The 16424-nt window shown below is 74.8% G+C and carries 12 protein-coding genes and 1 pseudogene; 6 read left to right on the plus strand and 7 right to left on the minus strand.

Going from position 1 to position 16424, the window contains the following annotated elements; translation table 11 throughout:
• The first annotated feature begins 77 nt into the window (after nt 1-77).
• Both CRV15_RS26860 and CRV15_RS26865 read left to right on the plus strand, forming a co-directional pair.
• Entirely contained in the window at nt 78-545 is a 468-nt protein-coding gene (locus tag CRV15_RS26860; RefSeq protein ID WP_003959147.1) for a nuclear transport factor 2 family protein, read from the plus strand.
• An 88-nt stretch (nt 546-633) separates the two neighbouring features.
• A complete protein-coding gene (locus CRV15_RS26865; RefSeq protein ID WP_003959395.1) occupies nt 634-3210 on the plus strand; it encodes a SpoIIE family protein phosphatase in 2577 nt (858 codons plus the stop codon).
• 113 nt (nt 3211-3323) lie between these two features.
• Here the strand turns inward: CRV15_RS26865 and CRV15_RS26870 are convergent, their stop codons facing one another.
• Complete coding sequence (locus CRV15_RS26870; RefSeq protein ID WP_129555068.1) at nt 3324-3761, minus strand: DUF6299 family protein; 438 nt, start codon at nt 3759-3761, stop codon at nt 3324-3326.
• Between the two features lie 315 nt (nt 3762-4076).
• Here CRV15_RS26870 and CRV15_RS26875 point away from each other — a divergent pair, with 315 nt between their 5' ends.
• The 3 genes from CRV15_RS26875 to CRV15_RS26885 all read left to right on the plus strand — a co-directional run bounded on the left by CRV15_RS26875 (nt 4077) and on the right by CRV15_RS26885 (nt 7695).
• Entirely contained in the window at nt 4077-5033 is a 957-nt protein-coding gene (locus CRV15_RS26875) for a hypothetical protein (protein ID WP_009995224.1), read from the plus strand.
• A 149-nt stretch (nt 5034-5182) separates the two neighbouring features.
• Nucleotides 5183-6637 (plus strand): amino acid permease, encoded by a 1455-nt coding sequence (locus CRV15_RS26880; RefSeq protein WP_106432008.1) that lies wholly within the window; start codon nt 5183-5185, stop codon nt 6635-6637.
• Between the two features lie 188 nt (nt 6638-6825).
• Nucleotides 6826-7695 (plus strand): GNAT family N-acetyltransferase, encoded by an 870-nt coding sequence (locus CRV15_RS26885; protein WP_003959391.1) that lies wholly within the window; start codon nt 6826-6828, stop codon nt 7693-7695.
• Between the two features lie 59 nt (nt 7696-7754).
• Here the strand turns inward: CRV15_RS26885 and CRV15_RS26890 are convergent, their stop codons facing one another.
• Nucleotides 7755-8885, minus strand: coding sequence for a DUF6777 domain-containing protein (locus CRV15_RS26890; RefSeq protein ID WP_009995218.1), 1131 nt, complete (start codon nt 8883-8885; stop codon nt 7755-7757).
• Between the two features lie 201 nt (nt 8886-9086).
• On the opposite strand from CRV15_RS26890, the gene CRV15_RS26895 reads away from it, so the two are divergent.
• The gene (locus CRV15_RS26895; RefSeq protein WP_222644911.1) at nt 9087-10391 is read left to right on the plus strand and encodes a streptophobe family protein; all 1305 of its coding nucleotides are present in this window, start codon (nt 9087-9089) and stop codon (nt 10389-10391) included.
• Here CRV15_RS26895 and CRV15_RS26900 read toward each other — a convergent pair.
• The 5 genes and pseudogenes from CRV15_RS26900 to CRV15_RS36900 form a co-directional block, all read right to left on the minus strand.
• A pseudogene (locus tag CRV15_RS26900) lies at nt 10294-11001 on the minus strand (protein kinase domain-containing protein); the annotation flags it as partial. The gene CRV15_RS26895 and the pseudogene CRV15_RS26900 overlap by 98 nt on opposite strands.
• A gap of 245 nt (nt 11002-11246) precedes the next feature.
• Nucleotides 11247-14303 (minus strand): alpha-mannosidase, encoded by a 3057-nt coding sequence (locus tag CRV15_RS26905; protein WP_009995213.1) that lies wholly within the window; start codon nt 14301-14303, stop codon nt 11247-11249.
• Between the two features lie 108 nt (nt 14304-14411).
• On the minus strand, nt 14412-15752 hold the full coding sequence (locus CRV15_RS26910) for a 6-phospho-beta-glucosidase (protein ID WP_009995212.1): 1341 nt from the start codon (nt 15750-15752) through the stop codon (nt 14412-14414).
• A gap of 140 nt (nt 15753-15892) precedes the next feature.
• Complete coding sequence (locus CRV15_RS36895; protein ID WP_230864203.1) at nt 15893-16195, minus strand: putative glycolipid-binding domain-containing protein; 303 nt, start codon at nt 16193-16195, stop codon at nt 15893-15895.
• On the minus strand, nt 16090-16416 hold the full coding sequence (locus tag CRV15_RS36900; RefSeq protein ID WP_165364530.1) for a putative glycolipid-binding domain-containing protein: 327 nt from the start codon (nt 16414-16416) through the stop codon (nt 16090-16092). The genes CRV15_RS36895 and CRV15_RS36900 overlap by 106 nt, the downstream gene beginning before the upstream one ends.
• Nucleotides 16417-16424: the final 8 nt, after the last annotated feature.

Genomic DNA, 16424 nt, shown 5'->3' on the forward strand with positions numbered 1-16424 from the left:
TCTCCGCTATGGGTCCGGTGCCCGCCGTCCAGCGCGGCGGCGGGAGCCGCCCGCCGTCCCACGCCTCAGGAGATGCCATGCCCGGCAAGCCCCCCGTCCCTCCCTTCACCCGCGAGACGGCGGCCGAGAAGGCCCGTCTCGCCGAGGACGCCTGGAACAGCCGTACACCCGACAGGGTCGCCCTCGCGTACACCGAGGACTCCCGGTGGCGCAATCGGGCCGAATGGATCACCGGCCGGGACGAGATCGTCGCCTTCCTCACCCGCAAGTGGGCGCGGGAACTGGACTATCGGCTGATCAAGGAGGTGTGGGCACACGACGAGCGCCGGATCGCGGTGCGCTTCGCCTATGAGTGGCACGACGACTCCGGCACCTGGTTCCGCTCGTACGGCAACGAGAACTGGGAGTTCGACGACTCCGGTCTGATGCGGGTCCGCCTCGCCTGCATCAACGACACCCCCATCCAGGAGTCGGAACGCCGCTGCCACTGGCCGCTCGGCCGCCGCCCCGACGACCACCCGGGCCTGAGCGACCTCGGCCTCTGAGCCGGAGCGGCCCGGTCCCGGGGCCGGGCGCGTGGTGACGGTCCCGGGACAGGGCACGCGGTGACGGCCCCGGCCCCTCGACGCAGAGATGCGCGGTGACGCGGCGCGGGAGCATGCTGACTGTGTGACCAGGCACGGCGTGACCGGACCCCCCGCGCCGGAACGGCAGCCCGGCCTCGGGGGCCCACCCGGGGCGGCGACGGGCGACGGGCGGGCGCCGCACGAGCTGGACCTGGTCCTCTCCCAGGCGGCCGTCGCCGCGATCGAGGCCGTCGGCGGCTACGCGGGCGGGGTGTATCTGCGCACCCCCACCGAGGGGCTGCTGCGGCTCGCCGTCCTCGCCGGGCTGCCCGGCCGGCTCTTCCGCCCCTGGTGGCGCATGCATGTGAACCGGCCCTTCCCGGTCGCGGAGGCGTATCGGCTGGGCCGCGCCGTCCATCTGGCGGACGCCGAGGACTCCATCCGCCGCTTTCCCCAGCTCATGGCGGGCCTCCCGTTCCCCTTCGGCTCGCTCTACGTCCCCGTCGCGGGCGGCGGCGAGCGGTTCGGCGTCCTCGCCGTGCTGCGCCGGGCCACCCCGGGCCGCCCGGTGGACGACGGCGACCGGCACCGCATCCACTCCGTCGCCCGGCGCCTCGGCATCGCCCTCGGCGCGCTCAGCCGCCGCGGGATCCGGGTGGAGTGGGGCGGCGAGCCGCTGGCCGTCCAGCTCCCGGCGGCCCTGACACCCCCCGTGCGCACGGGCCGCTTCACCTGGAACCTCGGCTCCGGGACCGTCGCCGTCGACGCGGGCATGCGGGCGATCCTCGGTGTCGGGGCCGGGGAGTTCCCCGGCACCATCGACGCCCTCACCGAGGGGCTGGCCCGCGAGGACGTCCTCGGGCTGTGGGCGCTCGCCCGGCGGACCGCCGACTCCGGCCGCGGCATCTCCCGCCGCATCCGGCTGCCCGGCCCCGACGGCAGGCCCTATCTGGTCGAACTCTCCGGGAACGAGGAGCCCGGCGGCCGGCTGGAGGGCTTCGTCCTCGATCTCGGCGTCGCCCCGATCATCGCCGAGCTGACCGACCGGGTGCCGCGCGGTGTGCTCTCCCTCGACCGGCTCGGCCGGATCGTCCATCTCAACCAGGGCGCGGAGACCCTGCTCGGCCGGGGCCGCCCCGAACTCGCGGGCCGGGTGCTGTGGGACGTCTTCCCCTGGCTCGGCCGGCCCGTGTACGAGGAGCACTTCCGGGCCGCCCTGATCTCGCACGCGGCGGTCACCTTCGTCGCCCGCCGCGGCCCGGACGACTTCCTCTCCTTCACCCTCTACCCCGGCCACGACGGGGTGACGGTCAGTCTGCTGCGCTCGGACGAGCCCGCTCAGGAGCCCCCCGGGCTGCCCGGGGAGATGTCCGCCACCGGCGCCCCGCCGCCCGGGGGGCCCGCCGGGACCCCCATCGGGGGCACCGGCGCGCCGGACGGCCAGGCCGCCGCCTTCTACCGGCCGGTCGCCCTCGCCATCGCCCTGACCGAGGCGGTCACCGCCCGTCAGGTCTCCCGCGTGGTCACCGAGGAGCTGCTCCCGGCCTTCGGCGGCGGCCAGCTCGCCATCTATCTGCTGCACGAGCGGCATCTCTTCCTGGCCTCGGAGACCGGCTTCCCCCAGGGCTTCCTGGACCGCTTCGACGGGGTGGCGCTCGACGCCCGGCTGCCCGGGGTCGAGACGCTGACCCTCGGCAGACCGCTCTTCTTCGAGTCGATGGACCGGCTGGCCGCCGCCTACCCGGGCATCCCGCTCGACGCCGCCGTGGGCGCCCGGGCCTTTCTGCCGCTGCTCGCCTCCGGCCGCCCCGTCGGCTCCTGCATCCTCGGCTTCGACCAGCCGCGCTCGTTCAGCCCCGAGGAACGCACCGTGCTCACCGCGCTCGCCGGACTGATCGCCCAGGCGCTGGAGCGGGCCCAGCGCTACGACAGCGAGGCGGCCCTCGCCCGCGGACTCCAGGACGCCCTGCTGCCGCACCGGCTGCCCGTGCTCACGAAGGCCGCCACCGTGGGGCGCTATCTCCCCGGCACCCAGGGGATGGAGGTCGGCGGCGACTGGTACGACGTGGTGGAGACCGGCGACAGCATCGCCCTCGTGATCGGGGACGTCCAGGGCCACGGGGTCTCCGCCGCCGCCACGATGGGCCAGCTCCGCAGCGCGGTACGGGCCTTCGCGCTCAGCGGCCACGACCCCCAGGAGGTGATGAGCGGCACCAACCGGCTGCTGATCGACCTCGACCCGGGACAGTTCGCGAGCTGCTGCTATGTCGTCGTCGACCCGGCGACGGGCCTGACCCAGGCGGTACGGGCGGGACATCCGCAGCCGCTGCTGCACGCCCCGGGCGGCGGGGCGCGGGTGCTGGACCTGGAGGGCGGGATCGTCCTCGGGGTGGACGCCGGGGCCGACTACCCCGTCACCGAACTGCGCCTGGAGTCCGGCGCGGTGCTCGCCCTCTACACCGACGGCCTGGTGGAGCGGCCGGGGATCGACATCGACCACGGTGTGGAACGGGTGCGCGCCACGCTCGCCGCGTGCGGGGCCTCGCCGCTGGCGGAGACCGCCGACCGGCTGATCCGCGAGGCGCGCGCGGCGGCGGACCGCGCCGACGACATCGCGCTGCTGCTGGCCTCCCGCTGGGACTGACCGCCGCGCGCCCGGCCCGTACCGCGCGGAGCGGGGCCGAAGCCCGCGACCGGCCCGTACGGCCCCGCTGCCCGCGCCCGGCGGGTCCGGGGCCGTACGGGCCGGTACCCGGCTCAGCCCCGGCGCAGCGTCAGCGGGGCCTTGTCCGCGTTGAGGACCACGGGGAACGGGACGAACCCCTGCGAGTTGTCGAGGTGCACCAGGGCGGCCTCGCCCCGGGCCGCGCCCGGCCGGAAGGTCCCGTCCGGCAGGGCCTGCTCGCGCCAGGTGTGCGTCCGGTCGTCGCAGACGGCCCGCGCGCCGTCGATCTCGGCGCGGGCGTCGCCCTGGAGGGCCTTGGCGCCGATGAGCACCGGGCCCGAGCGCAGTGACGAGCACCGGTAGGTGCCGCTCAGGGTGAGGGTGCCGTCCGGGGCGATCTCGGCCGCCGGGGCGATGGTCACGGTGTCGGGAGCGTATTGCGCGTTCGCGGACCCGGGGAACACACAGGCCGCGACAGCGGCGGTGAGGCACACCGAGGCGATGAGCGTTGCGCGTCGTGCGTTGGTCATGCCCGCCCAACGAGCCATGGGCCCCGGGGTTTCGCATGCCCATGCGAACGGGTGACGTGCTTCCTAATTTCACGGGGGAATCCTCGGGCGGCAGATGATATCGGCATATGCCATGCCACGGCGTCTTCCCCGGCGGCCCGTCGATTAAGCGTCCCGAGGGTTACTCGGACGAGTGTTTTCTCTCTCACTTGATCGTGAGTAGTGTGTGGTCCCGCTGCCGGTGATCCACGACTCATGAGGATCGTCCGGCCTGATGCGGCCTGGCGTGAAAACCTCTGGACGGCGTTGTGCCGTACGGGGGATCGGGGAGGGATCGTGCCTGCTGGTTCATTCGACGGACAGTACGTCTGGCACCCGGCGGCCGACGACCACCGGCTCGCCCGCGCGTGCATCGACGTCAAGGCGGGGCGCGTGCTCAGCGCCGGGGACGTGCTCCAGGAGTCCCGCGGGGACTACGACCTCCGCGCCCACCGCTCCCTGGTGCTCGCCTCCGAGGCCGCCGACTCCGATCTCGCCGAGCGCTGGCTGGGGGAGGACCCCGGCCCCGAGTCCACCCTCTTATGGGCCAGGGTCGCGATGGTCCGCGCGCTGCGCGCCGCCGACGCCGGGGACCCGCGCACGGGCCTGCTCGCCGACATCGCCGAGACCGCCTGCGACCGCGCCGCCCGGATGCTGCCCGACGACCCCACCCCCTGGGTGGCGAGGCTCGCCCTCGCCCCGATCCGGCGCCCCCTCGACCCGGCGCCCCGGGGCCTGCTGACCGCGCCCCCGGGGCCCTGGCGGCTGCTCACCCGCACCCTGGGCCTCGACCCCTGGAACCGCGAGGCCCACCACCGCTTCCTCGCCTTCTTCTTCGGCCGCAACGGCGGCACCGCGAGCGCCCGCTGGGACGTCGTCACCTTTCTCAGCCACCGCGCCCCGGCCTCGTCGCCGCTGCGGCTGCTGCCCTTCGTCGCCCTCGCCGAGGAGCACGACCCGCGCTCCCTCCTCGGCTACCGTGCCTGGCACCGGCCGCAGTGGGTCACCGTCGCCGACGGGAGCTACAGCGACTGGTTCCCCTCGGTCGCCGGGTACCGCTTCACCCCGGTGCTCGATCTCTCCTATCTCGCCCACGCCCTCCATCTGGCCGGCCGGCCGCGCCAGGCCGGGGAGGTGCTGAAGGCGATGGGCCCCTATGCCGCCCGGATGCCCTGGAGCGTCTTCGGCCCCCCCGGCGAGCAACTGACCCGGGCCCGGCGGTCCTGCGGACTCCCCGTACCAGCCAGCCACTGACATGAGCCGCCCCCGTCGGCCAGACATAGGGAAAGGAGACGGTTGTGTCCGAGCGCACAACTGTCCGGAGGCCGGGAATCCCGAGGCCGAGAAGGCGTCATCGCGCGGGTGCCGAGGTGACGTTCGACGACGACGCGACCCTGCATGCGATGGGATATCCGAGAAAACTCACCCGGCGGTTCCGCGGATTCGACAATTTCGCCATCTCCTTCACCATCATCAACATTATCTCGGGTATTTTCTCCGCCTTCGGTTTCGGCATGGTGGCGGGCGGCCCCGCGATTCTGGTCTTCGGCTGGATCGGTGTCTCCCTCATGGTGCTGTTCGTCGGCGCGGCCATGGGGGAGATCGCCTCCGCCTATCCGACCAGCGGGGCGCTCTATTTCTCCGCCGGGAAACTCGCCCGGCGCCATCGCGGGGCCTGGTCCTGGTACACGGGGTGGCTCAACTTCGTGGGCCAGATCGGCGGCACCGCGGCGACGGGCTACGCCGCCGCCACCTTCATCCAGGCGTTCGTCGCGATGCAGTGGCCCGGCTACACGCCCACCGGGCAGCGGACCGTGCTGATCACCACGGCGATCCTGCTGGTGCAGGCGCTCGCCAACACCTACACCGTCCAGCTCGTCGCCACCCTCAACCGGATCTCCGTCTGGTGGCTGCTCATCGGAATGTCGGTCATCGTCGCCGCCCTCGCCCTGGTGCCCACCCGTCACCAACCCGCCTCCTTCGCCACGCATTTCCACAACGGCACCGGCTTCGACTGCCCGCTGTACGCGGCGATGCTCGGACTTCTGGTGACGAGCTGGACGTTCACCGGTTTCGACGGCAGCTTCCACATGTCGGAGGAGACCGTGCGGGCCACGGTCAACACGCCCAAGGGCATCACCCGGGCCATCGCCGCCTCCGCGGTCACCGGACTCGCGCTGATGCTCGCCCTGGTGTACGCGATACGGGATTACTCCGCCGTGGCCGGTGCCTCCGCGCCGCCGGTGCGGATTCTCGTCGACGCGCTGGGCACGGGCGCGGCCAAGCTCCTGCTGCTGGTCGTGATCGGCGCGATGCTCTTCTGCGGACTGGCCAACATGACCAGCAACACCCGTCAGATCTTCGCCTTCGCGCGCGACGGGGCGATGCCCGGATCACGGCTGTGGCACTCGGTGTCCCCCCGGACCCGCACCCCCGTCAAGGCGGTGTGGCTGGCCGCCGCCTGCTCGCTGCTGCTGATCACCCCCGCCTGGTGGTCGCACACCGCCTTCACGGCCATCGTCAGCGTCAACGTCGTGGGTCTGTACCTCGCCTACGGGGCGCCCATCCTGCTGCGGCTCCGCCTCGGCAAGGAGTTCCGGCCGGGGCCCTGGCACCTCGGCCGCTGGGGGGTCCCGATCGCGCTGACGGCCGTGGTCTGGATCGCGGCCAGCAGTGTGCTCTTCATGCTTCCGCACGCTTCCCCGATCACCCCCACCACCTTCAACTACGCGCCCATCGCGCTCGCGGCGGTCCTCGCCGTCGCCACCGCCTGGTGGTTCGCCACCGCGCGCAGACGCTTCCAGGGGCCCGTCAGCTACGGCAGCCCCGACGAGGTCGCCGCCATGGACCTGATCTGAGGAGGAACGAGGCGACCGGAGCACGACCGGCGGAACACGGCCGACCGATCACGGCCGACGGAACACAGCCGACCGATTACAGCCGACGGAACACGGCCGGCGGAACACGGCCGACCGATCACCACCACAACCGGACCGGGCACGACGCAGCGCGCGGCACGGCACCACACCGAAAGGACACCCGTACGATGAGCAACCCCCTCACCCAGGACGCGACCGGACTCACCGTCGCCCCCGCCCCGCTGGAGGACTGGCACCTCATGGCCGAGTGGGCCGCGGCGGAGGGCTGGAACCCCGGTGACGGGGACATCGCCTGCTTCCACCCCACCGACCCCGCCGGTTTCTTCATCGGCCGGATCGACGGCGAGCCCGTGTCGGCGGTCTCCGTCGTCAACTACGACGAGCGGTACGCCTTCCTCGGCTTCTACCTGGTCGTTCCCGAGGCGCGCGGCCGGGGCCTGGGCCTCGCCACCTGGCGGGCCGCCTTCCCGCACGCGGGCGATCGGCTCGTCGGCCTGGACGCGGTCCCCGCGCAGCAGGCCAACTACGAGCGCTCCGGCTTCAGCCCCGCGTACGGGAACGTCCGCTGGGCGGGCCGCCCCCGGCGCACCGGGGAGGTCGCCGCGGGCACCGTGCCCGTCACCCCGGAGCGGCTGCCCGCGATCACCGCGTACGACAGCGGGTGCCACCCGGCCGAGCGGCCCGCCTTCCTCGCCCGCTGGCTGACCGCGCCCGGCCACACCGCGTACGCGCGGCTGCGGGAGGGCCGGGTCACCGGCTACGGGGTGATCCGGCCCAGCCGTGACGGGAACCGGATCGGTCCGCTCTTCGCCGACAGCCGGGACGACGCCGAGGCGCTGTTCGACAGCCTCACCGCGCATCTCGGCCCCGAGGACGTGGTCGCCGTCGACATGCCCGAACCGCTGGCGCCCGCCGCCGCGCTCGCCGCCGACCGGGGTCTCGAAGCACAGTTCCCGACCGTCCGGATGTACACGGGCCCCGCTCCCGAGGTGCGGACGGACCGGATCTTCGGCGCCACCTCGCTCGAACTGGGCTGATCCGCCCCGGCGGCCGTCCCGTGGCCCGCTGCCGCGACCGCTCCGGGTCCGTCGGCCCGTCAGCCCGCCGGGGCGGGCGGCCCGGTCGTCCCGTCCCCGGGCGCGTAGGCCGGTGCCGTCCCCGGCGGGCTCGCCGGGGGCGGTGTGCCCGCGGGCGTCCCGGGTGACTCCGGTGACGCGGACTTCGGCGGCGGGGCCACGGACGGCGTCGGCACACCGCTCGGACAGACGCTGCCCGCCGGATACGGCGCCGGACAGGCCACCACGGCCTGCCGCGACGGCGGCGGCACGGGCCGGTCCGTCGTCCCGTCGTCCCCCGCGGGCCGGGCGAACCAGCGGTCGTTCTCCGCGTCGAAGAGGACGAACTGCGTCACGGGCGCGGGCTCGACGAACACCACCCGGGCGGGGTTGTACGCGGGCCAGGAGTCGCCCGTGACCTTCGTGCCGCCCTTCTGGGCCTCCGGCGGGGTGAGCGGATTGCCGCAGGCACAGCGCACCCGGGGCACCCCGCGGTCGTCCACCAGCACCGCCGTACCGGCCTGGAGCACCGCCTGATACGCGGTGGCCCCGCCGTTCTCGTAGCCGTGGTTGGTCACCCGGGTGTCCAGGCGCAGTTGCACGGGGGTCAGCGAGCGGAGGCGGTCGGGGACCGCGCCGGGGCCGATCCCCGCGGCCGACGCGAAGGCCCGGTTCTTCGGCGGGTCCGCCGCCAGATAGCTGATCTGCCGTTCCACATCGCAGCTCGACACCTGCACGGTGCCGCCGTACAGACCCTGGGTCGCCCCCGACACCCCCTGGGTCGTGCCGGTGTCCTGGGGAGCGGTGCTCGGCGCCCCGGTGGGCTGCCCGCCCCCCGGCCGCGCGGTCGTCGCGGTGAACGGGCGGGGGCCGGGGGAGCCGGCCGCCTCCAGGAGGAGTTCCTGCCGGGTGCCGGAGCCGCCCGGCCGGGTGAGGACGACGACGAGCACGACCGCCACGACGACGGCCGCGGCGAGCGCGGCGACCCGGGGCGCGGACCGCCACCAGGGAACACCGCCGCCCGGTTCCGGCTCCGGGGCCGCGGCTCCGCCCCCGGGTCCGCCGCCGGACGGCGGGGGCGGGGGCGGTATGGAACCGTCGCGGGTGCCGTCCGACAGCGGGCCGGACGGCGGCCCCGTGGGGTGTTCGGACGGCGGAGGCTCGGCGCTCATGGGCTCTTCCTCCCGTGGGGCGGCACCATGGGCGGAAAGGCCCTGTCGCGCCGCGTTCCGGGCATATGTCCGATCATTGTGCGCCCCGGACCGCCGTGCCCCGCAAACGGACGCGTCCAGAAGGGCGACGGCCGCCGGGCGGAGCCGCGCGGACGGACCCTCCGGCGGGCGCGCGCCCCGGGGGCTGCCTAGCGTGGCGGCGTGAGCCAGCAGCGGGCCCGGGGCCGTGACACCGCCGAGCGGGCCCCGCACGGCTGGGGCCGGGCCCTCGCGGCCGTGGCCGCCGCTCTCGCGGCCCTCGTCGTCACCGCCGCCCTCGGGAGCTGGGCCGCCGGGGCGGCCCAGCTCCCCGGCGGCGCCTTCCTCCGGGTGGTCGCCGCCGTCGTCGTGCTCGCGGTCGGCGGCACCGTCGATGCCGTGGGCGACGCCGGACCGATCGCCGGGACCCGGGCCGAGATCGCCGTCCTGCCGCTGTCCGTGACGCTCGCCGGGGCGCTCGTCCTCGCCCGCGGCTTTCTGCGCCCCCTGCGCCACCGCGCCGTCACCGGAGCCCGCGAACTCAGCGGCTGGGCCGCCCGGCTGGCCCTGCTGTGGGCACTCGCCCTGGTCCTCCTCGCGACCGCCGCCCGCGCCAGCTTCGAGATCTCGCCCGGCGGTGCCGTCTCCGAGATCGGCGCGCTGTTCGGCACCGTCCCCCGCGCCGGATTCCGCGCGGATGTCCCGCTCACGCTCGTCTTCGGACTGCTCTGGTCGGCGGGCGTGGCGCTGCTGGCCCTCGCCGTCGCGCGGGGCGCCCCGCTCCCCGCGCGGCTGCTGCGCTTCCAGGAGCCGGTCCGGCCCGCCGCGTACGCCATGCTCCTGCTGCTCATGGTCTGCGTCGTGGCCGGGCTGCTCGCCGGTCTCGTCGTCGCGGCCACCCGGGGCCGTCCCGCCGAGACCTTCGCCGTGCTGCTGCTCGGTCTGCCCAACCTCGTCTGGCTCGCCTTCACCCTCGGCCTCGGCGCCACCTGGGACGGCCGGGTCCAGGGGCCCTTCGGGCTGCCCGTGCCCCGGGCGCTCGACTCCGTGCTGCGCGCCCCCGACGGGGGCGTCGTCAACCTCTCCACCCTCTCCGCGCACGACGGGTGGGTCTGGTGGCTCCTGGTGGGGGCGGCCGTCGTGACCCTGGCCGCCGCCGTGGTCATGGCCGCGCGCTCGTCCACCGGGGTCCCGCTCCGGCGGCACGCGCTGCGCATGGCGGTCGCCCTGGTGCTGACGGTGCTGATGATCTGTCTGACCGTCGCGGTGGATGTGCGGGCCGCCCTCTTCGTGCCCGGCTTCGGCGATCTCGGCGGAGGTCTTCTCGGCGAGGTCTCCCTGCGGCCCCGGATCTGGTCGGCGCTGGGGCTCGCCGCGCTCTGGGGGCTGGTCACCGGGGTGCTCGGCGGGGCGCTCGGCCGGGCCGCAGGCGGGCGCGGCAACGGCCGCGGGCGCCCGGGAGGGCCCGGTGGGCCCAGGGGCCGATGACGACGGGCCGGGCCCATCCCGGCGGAGCGGGAGACGGTCCCGGACGGTCCCGTTCCGACCTCCGCTCCGGGGGTGTACCCGGGTCCGCCACGGGGAGCGGCGGGCCGTCCGCGACCGTGCCCGCCGCCGCCCCGCGCAGCGCCGTCACGAAGAGTCCGCAGGAGTCGTACCGTCCGTCCGGGCTCTTGGCGAGCGCCCTCGTCAGGACGGCGTCCACCGCGGACGGCAGATCGGGCCGGAGCGCGCTCAGCACGGGCGGCGCGGGTGGGGCGTCGGACTGATGGGCCCACAGCAGGGCCATGTCGTCCTCCCGTTCAAAGGGGGGTGTGCCCGCCAGGGTCTCGAAGACGACGCACACGAACCCGTGGACGTCGCGCCGGCCGTCCACCGGCTCTCCGGATATCTGTTCCGGCGCCACATGGTCCAGCGTGCCCACGAACGGTCCCACCGTGGTGAACCCGGTCGGCGACGGCGACTTCTGCGTCCGTCCGGAGTCGGTCGGACACACAGGCTCGGGGTGGTCGCTGTCGGTGCCCTCGGCGATCAGGACGCTGCCGGGTCGGACGTCCCGGTGCACCGGGACGTGGCGGTGGGTGGCGTCCAGGGCCGGGCGCGCCGGCTCCGCGCCTCCGGCGGCGGGGCGGCCGGGACGCCGTCCGGCACCCCGGCGGACACCGCCGGGAGCCGCAGCGGCAGCCCGGCCCCGTACCGCTCGTGGAAGCGGGAGACGGCGTACCGCCCCGCCCGGTCCCGCTCGCTCTCGAAGGCGTGGAACGCCGCGGGCCACCGTTCGCAACCGGAGTACGGCGCCGGTACGGCCCGGGGTGTGGCCCCGGGCCGTACCGGCGGCGCGGCTCAGGCCCGGGACAGCCGCAGGGTCAGGATCTGGAACGGCCGCAGCGCGACCCGCACCCCGCCGCCCTCCGCGAGGGCGGGCGGCTCCTCGCCGAGCGGGCGCTCCAGCAGATCCGTGACCACGGCGGAGGCCACGGGGAAACCGGTCCTCAGCACGGTCCCGGCCCGGCCGCCCAGACTCTCGTAGAGCCGGACGACGACATCGCCGGAGCCGTCGTCGGCGAGCTTCACCGCCTCCACGGTCACCGCGGGGTGGCCGCTGCTCACCACCGGTTCCCCCGGGTCCCCGGCGGGCGCCACCCGCAGCGGCAGATTGAGCGCGTACCCCTCGGCCACCGCGTCGGCCACGGTCGCCCCCGGCAGCAGGGCGTAGACGAAGCGGTGGCGCCCCTGGTCGGCCCCCGGGTCCGGCACCCGGGGCGCGCGCACCAGACTCAGCCGTACGGTCGTCGTCGTCCCGCCGTCCTCCCGGGTGGTGCGGGTGACGTCGTGCCCGTAGGTCGCGTCGTTGATCACCGCGACCCCGTACCCCGGCCGCCCCGGCTCGCCGATGTGCACCCAGCGGTGCTGGAAGACCTCGAAGCGGGCCGCCTCCCAGCTCGTGTTGGTGTGCAGGGGCCGTTCCACATGCCCGAACTGGATCTCCGCCGTGGAGTGCCCGGTCCGCAGATCGACCGGGAAGGCCGCCTTGAGGAGCTTCTCCGACTCGTGCCAGTCGATCTCGGTCTCCACGTCGATCCGCCTGCTGCCCGCGCGGACCGTCACGGTCTGGACGATCCGGGAGCCCCGGCCGAACGAGCGCTCGACGCGCACCGCGCCGATCAGCGGCCCCCGCTCGGTGACGGTGACCGCGTCCGCCGCCGTCAGATCGGTCCAGCGGTTCTGATAGTGCCGGTCGACGTCCCAGGCGTCCCAGCGGTTGGGCAGATCGCTGTGGAGCCGCAGCAGATTCCCGGGCCCGGCCAGCACCTCCCGCCCGGCCGTCAGATCGCGGACCGACGCGAGCGTGCCGTCCGGGGCGAACTCCACCCGCACCAGACCGTTGTCGAGGACCCCGTCACCGGCCGTCACCGGACGGGGACCGGCCGGGGCCGCCCCCAGCGGGGCGCTGCCGCCCGCCGGGACCTCCGTGTACACCGGCCCGTCCGGGGTGCGCACCACCTCGGCGCGGTCGTACGGCGAGGTGTTGAAGACCCGGGGCCCGCCCGGCCCCAGCGCCGTCAGCGCCCGCCCCGTCAGCTCCTCCAGCTCCGCCGCGACCCGCGCGTACTCGGCCTCCGCCTCCCGGTGCACCCAGGCGATCGACGACCCCGGCAGGATGTCGTGGAACTGGTGCAGCAGCACCGTCTTCCACAGCCGGTCCAGCTCCTCGTACGGATAGGCGTACGAGCCGGAGCGCAGCGCGGCTGCCGTCGCCCACAGCTCCGTCTCGCGCAGCAGATGCTCGCTGCGCCGGTTGCCCTGTTTGGTCCGGGCCTGACTGGTGTAGGTGGCGCGGTGCAGCTCCAGATACATCTCGCCCGACCAGACCGGGGCGTCGGGGTACTCGGCCCGCGCGGCGGCGAAGAAGGCGTCCGGGTGCTCGATCCGCACCCGCGCGGAGCCGTCCAGGTCGGCCAGCCGCCGGGCCCGCTCCATCATCTCCCGGGTCGGCCCGCCGCCGCCGTCGCCGTGCCCGAACGGGACCAGGGAGCGGTTGCTGCCGCCCTTGTCCCGGTGGTTGCGGACGGCGTGGGCCACCTCGCGGCCGGTGAACTCGGCGTTGTAGGTGTCCACGGGAGGGAAGTGGGTGAAGATCCGCGAGCCGTCGACGCCCTCCCACCAGAAGGTGTGGTGGGGCAGCCGGTTGGTCTGGTTCCAGGACATCTTCTGCGTCAGGAACCACTCGTTCCCGGCCAGCTTCGCGAGCTGCGGGAAGGCGGCGGTGTAGCCGAAGGAGTCCGGCAGCCACACCCCCGTGGTCTCGATGCCGAAGTGCTCCAGGAAGAAGCGCTTGCCGTGGACGAACTGCCGGGCCAGCGCCTCCCCGCCGGGCAGGTTCCCGTCCGACTCGACCCACATCCCGCCCACCGGGGCGAACCGGCCCGCCGCCACGGCCTCCCGGACGCGCTCCCACACCCCCGGGTACTCCTCCCGCACCCAGGCGTACTGCTGGGCCTGCGAGCAGGCGAAGACCAGCTCCCCGTACTCCTCGCCCAGCGCCGTCACATTGGCGAAGGTCCGCGCCGCCTTCCGCTTGGTCTCCCGGACCGGCCACAGCCAGGCGCTGTCGATATGGGCGTGGCCCACCCCCGACAGGGTGTGGGCGCCCGTGTGCGCGGGCCGCTCCAGCGCCGGGCGCAGCACCGCCCGCGCCGCCGCCGCCGAACCGGGGATGTCGTCCAGGTCCACGGCGTCGAGCGCCCGGTCCACGGCGAGCAGCAGCTCATGGTGGCGCGGCTCGTGCCCGCCCAGCTCCGCCATCAGTTCGCGCAGCACCGCGAGATCGAGGGACAGATGCCACACCTCCTCGTCCAGGACCGCGAGATCGGCGCTCCGGAAGACATGGAGCGGCTCGTTCCCCGCCGTCCCGGGGTCCCCCAGCGGGGTCGGGACGAAGCCCTGGCCGAGGATGTCCGGGTTGGAGGCGGCCTCCAGCAGCAGATCGACCCGTTCGCCCCCGGCCGCCGGGCGGGCCACCGGGATGTGCCGGTTGAGCGGGTTGACGGCCTTCAGCGGGGCGCCCTCGGGGGTGTGCACCAGGGCCTCCGCCTGGAAGCCGGGCCCCGCGCGGGTGAACCCCAGGTCGAAGACGGCCTCCACCCGGCGGCCCGCCCACCCCTCGGGCACGGTGCCCCGGGCCCGGAACCAGGTGGTGCCCCACGGCGGGCCCCACGCGGTGCCCGTCGTGAACGGCGCGAACGGCTGGGCCGCCGCCCGGGCGAACGGCACCGGCTCGCCCGGCGCCTGCCAGAAGGTCAGCTCCAGCGGGACGGAATCGGCGTGGACGGCGGGCTGGATGCGCTGGAGGAGGACCCGATCCACCCGGTCCTCGATCCGGCGGCGTTCGTCGTGCAATCGACACCTCCGTGTGTCGTCCGCGGCCCCGAGGCCCCCGCGGGAATCCACGGAGGTCCGCGGGGGCCTGCTCAAAACCGTCCGGGCCGGTCGTGGACCCTGTGCGGATCAGCGCAGATATCCCAGGCCGGGGTGGACGGCGGTGTACGCGTCGACCAGCCTGCGGGCCACGGTCACCGAGTCCACCAGGGGGTGCAGGGCGAAGGCCGTGACCGCCCGCGCCCGCGACCGGCCGCGCGCCGCCTCCAGCACCTCCCGCTCCACCGCCTTGACCGCGCACACCAGACCGGTGGCGTGGTCCGGCAGCGGGGACACGGCGACCGGGTGCGCCCCGTTGGCGTCGACCAGACAGGGGACCTCGACCACCGCGTCCCCGTCCAGCGCCGGCAGCGCGCCCCGGTTGCGGACGTCGAGGACGAGCGTCGTGCGCCGGTCGTGCGCGATCGCCCGCATCAGGGCGAGGGCCACCTTCTCGTAGCCGCCCGACTCCAGGTCCCGTTCGTCGCGCTCGCCCGCCCCCGCCGCCTCCCGGTTGTGCGCCATATAGGTGGCCTCGCGCTCCGCGCGGGTCCGGTCCCAGGTCTGGAGCGCCGGGGCGTCCGGCCGCTCCAGCGCCGCGTAGAAGGCGGCCTGCTGCTCCTGGAGGAACGCCCCCCGGGTCCGCTCCGCCGTCCGGTAGGCGCGGACCGTCTCCCGGTTGAAGTAGTAGTAGTGCAGATACTCGTTGGGGATCGCGCCCAGCGCGCGAATCCACTCCGGGCCGAAGAGCCGCCCCTCCTCGAAGGAGTCCAGCCGCCCGGTGTCGGCGAGCAGCCGGGGCAGCTCGTCCCGGCCCGCCACCCGTACGCCCCGCAGCCAGCCGAGGTGGTTGAGGCCCGCGTAGTCGAACCAGGCCGTGTCCGGGTCCACACCGAGGGCGCGGGCCGCCCGCCGCCCCAGGCCCACCGGCGAGTCGCAGATCCCGATCACCCGGTCGCCCAGCTCCCGGGACATCGCCTCGGTGACCAGGCCCGCCGGGTTGGTGAAGTTGATGACCCAGGCGCGGGGCGCCAGCCGGGCCACCCGGCGGGCGATCTCCTCCGCGACCGGCACGGTCCGCAGACCGTAGGCGATACCGCCCGCGCCGACCGTCTCCTGCCCCAGGACGCCTTCCGCCAGCGCCACCCGCTCGTCCGCCGCCCGGCCCGCGAGACCGCCCACCCGGATCGCCGAGAAGACGAAGTCGGCGCCGCGCAGCGCCTCGTCGAGATCCGTCGTCGCCGTGACCTCGGGCGCGTCCGGGACACCGGCCGCCTGGTCGGCGAGGACCCGGACGATCGCGGAGAGCCGGCCCCGGTCCACGTCGTGCAGCACCACCCGGGTGACCCGGCCCGGCCCGCGGTCGCCGAGCAGCGCCCCGTACACCAGCGGCAGCCGGAAACCGCCGCCGCCCAGGATGGTGAGCCTCATCTCTCCCGCTCTCTCCCGCCGTCGCACCGTGCCACCGTGCGGTGTGTCCTCGTACGTCCCAGCAGTACCCAGGGGACGGGCCGTGAAGCGCACCGGACGGGTGGGGCACCCCGGGCACCGGCCGGAAACGGCGCCCGGACTCAGCCGTGCGCCGGACCGATCCGCCGGGCCAGACCGGGATAGTCGACCACGAATCCGTCCCTGTCGACCGTGATGTCCCGCTGAAACTCCCCGGACGTGTAACGGATCAGCGCACCGCCGTCCGCGGCGGGCCCCAGCCGGGTGTACCGCTGCGGGGACGGGCGCACGGTCAGCTCGGGCACCTGGACCCACGCCATCAGGAACTCCCGCTCACCGGGCTCCCGGTGCAGCCGGTGCCGCAGCACGGGCATGCTGTTGGTGAGCGGGCACAGCCCCAGATCGCAGTCGAGAGCACCGTCCAGATCCGGCCGCGCGACCCCGTCGACACTCCACCGCCCGGTCCCGGTCCCGGTTCGGGCCCGGTGCGCAGCGCGTACGTGGTCCAGTACGGCTCCGGGACGGTCCCGACGGCCCGGCCCCGGGCCGCCAGCCACCCGGGGCCGGAGGTGACCCAGGCCGTCTCCAGACCCTGGCTGTCGAGGATCTGCCAGGTCAGACAGGTGGACTGCGGTGCGGTATCCATGGGGGCAC

This window comes from Streptomyces clavuligerus, assembly GCF_005519465.1.
Classification (GTDB): Bacteria; Actinomycetota; Actinomycetes; order Streptomycetales; family Streptomycetaceae; genus Streptomyces; species Streptomyces clavuligerus.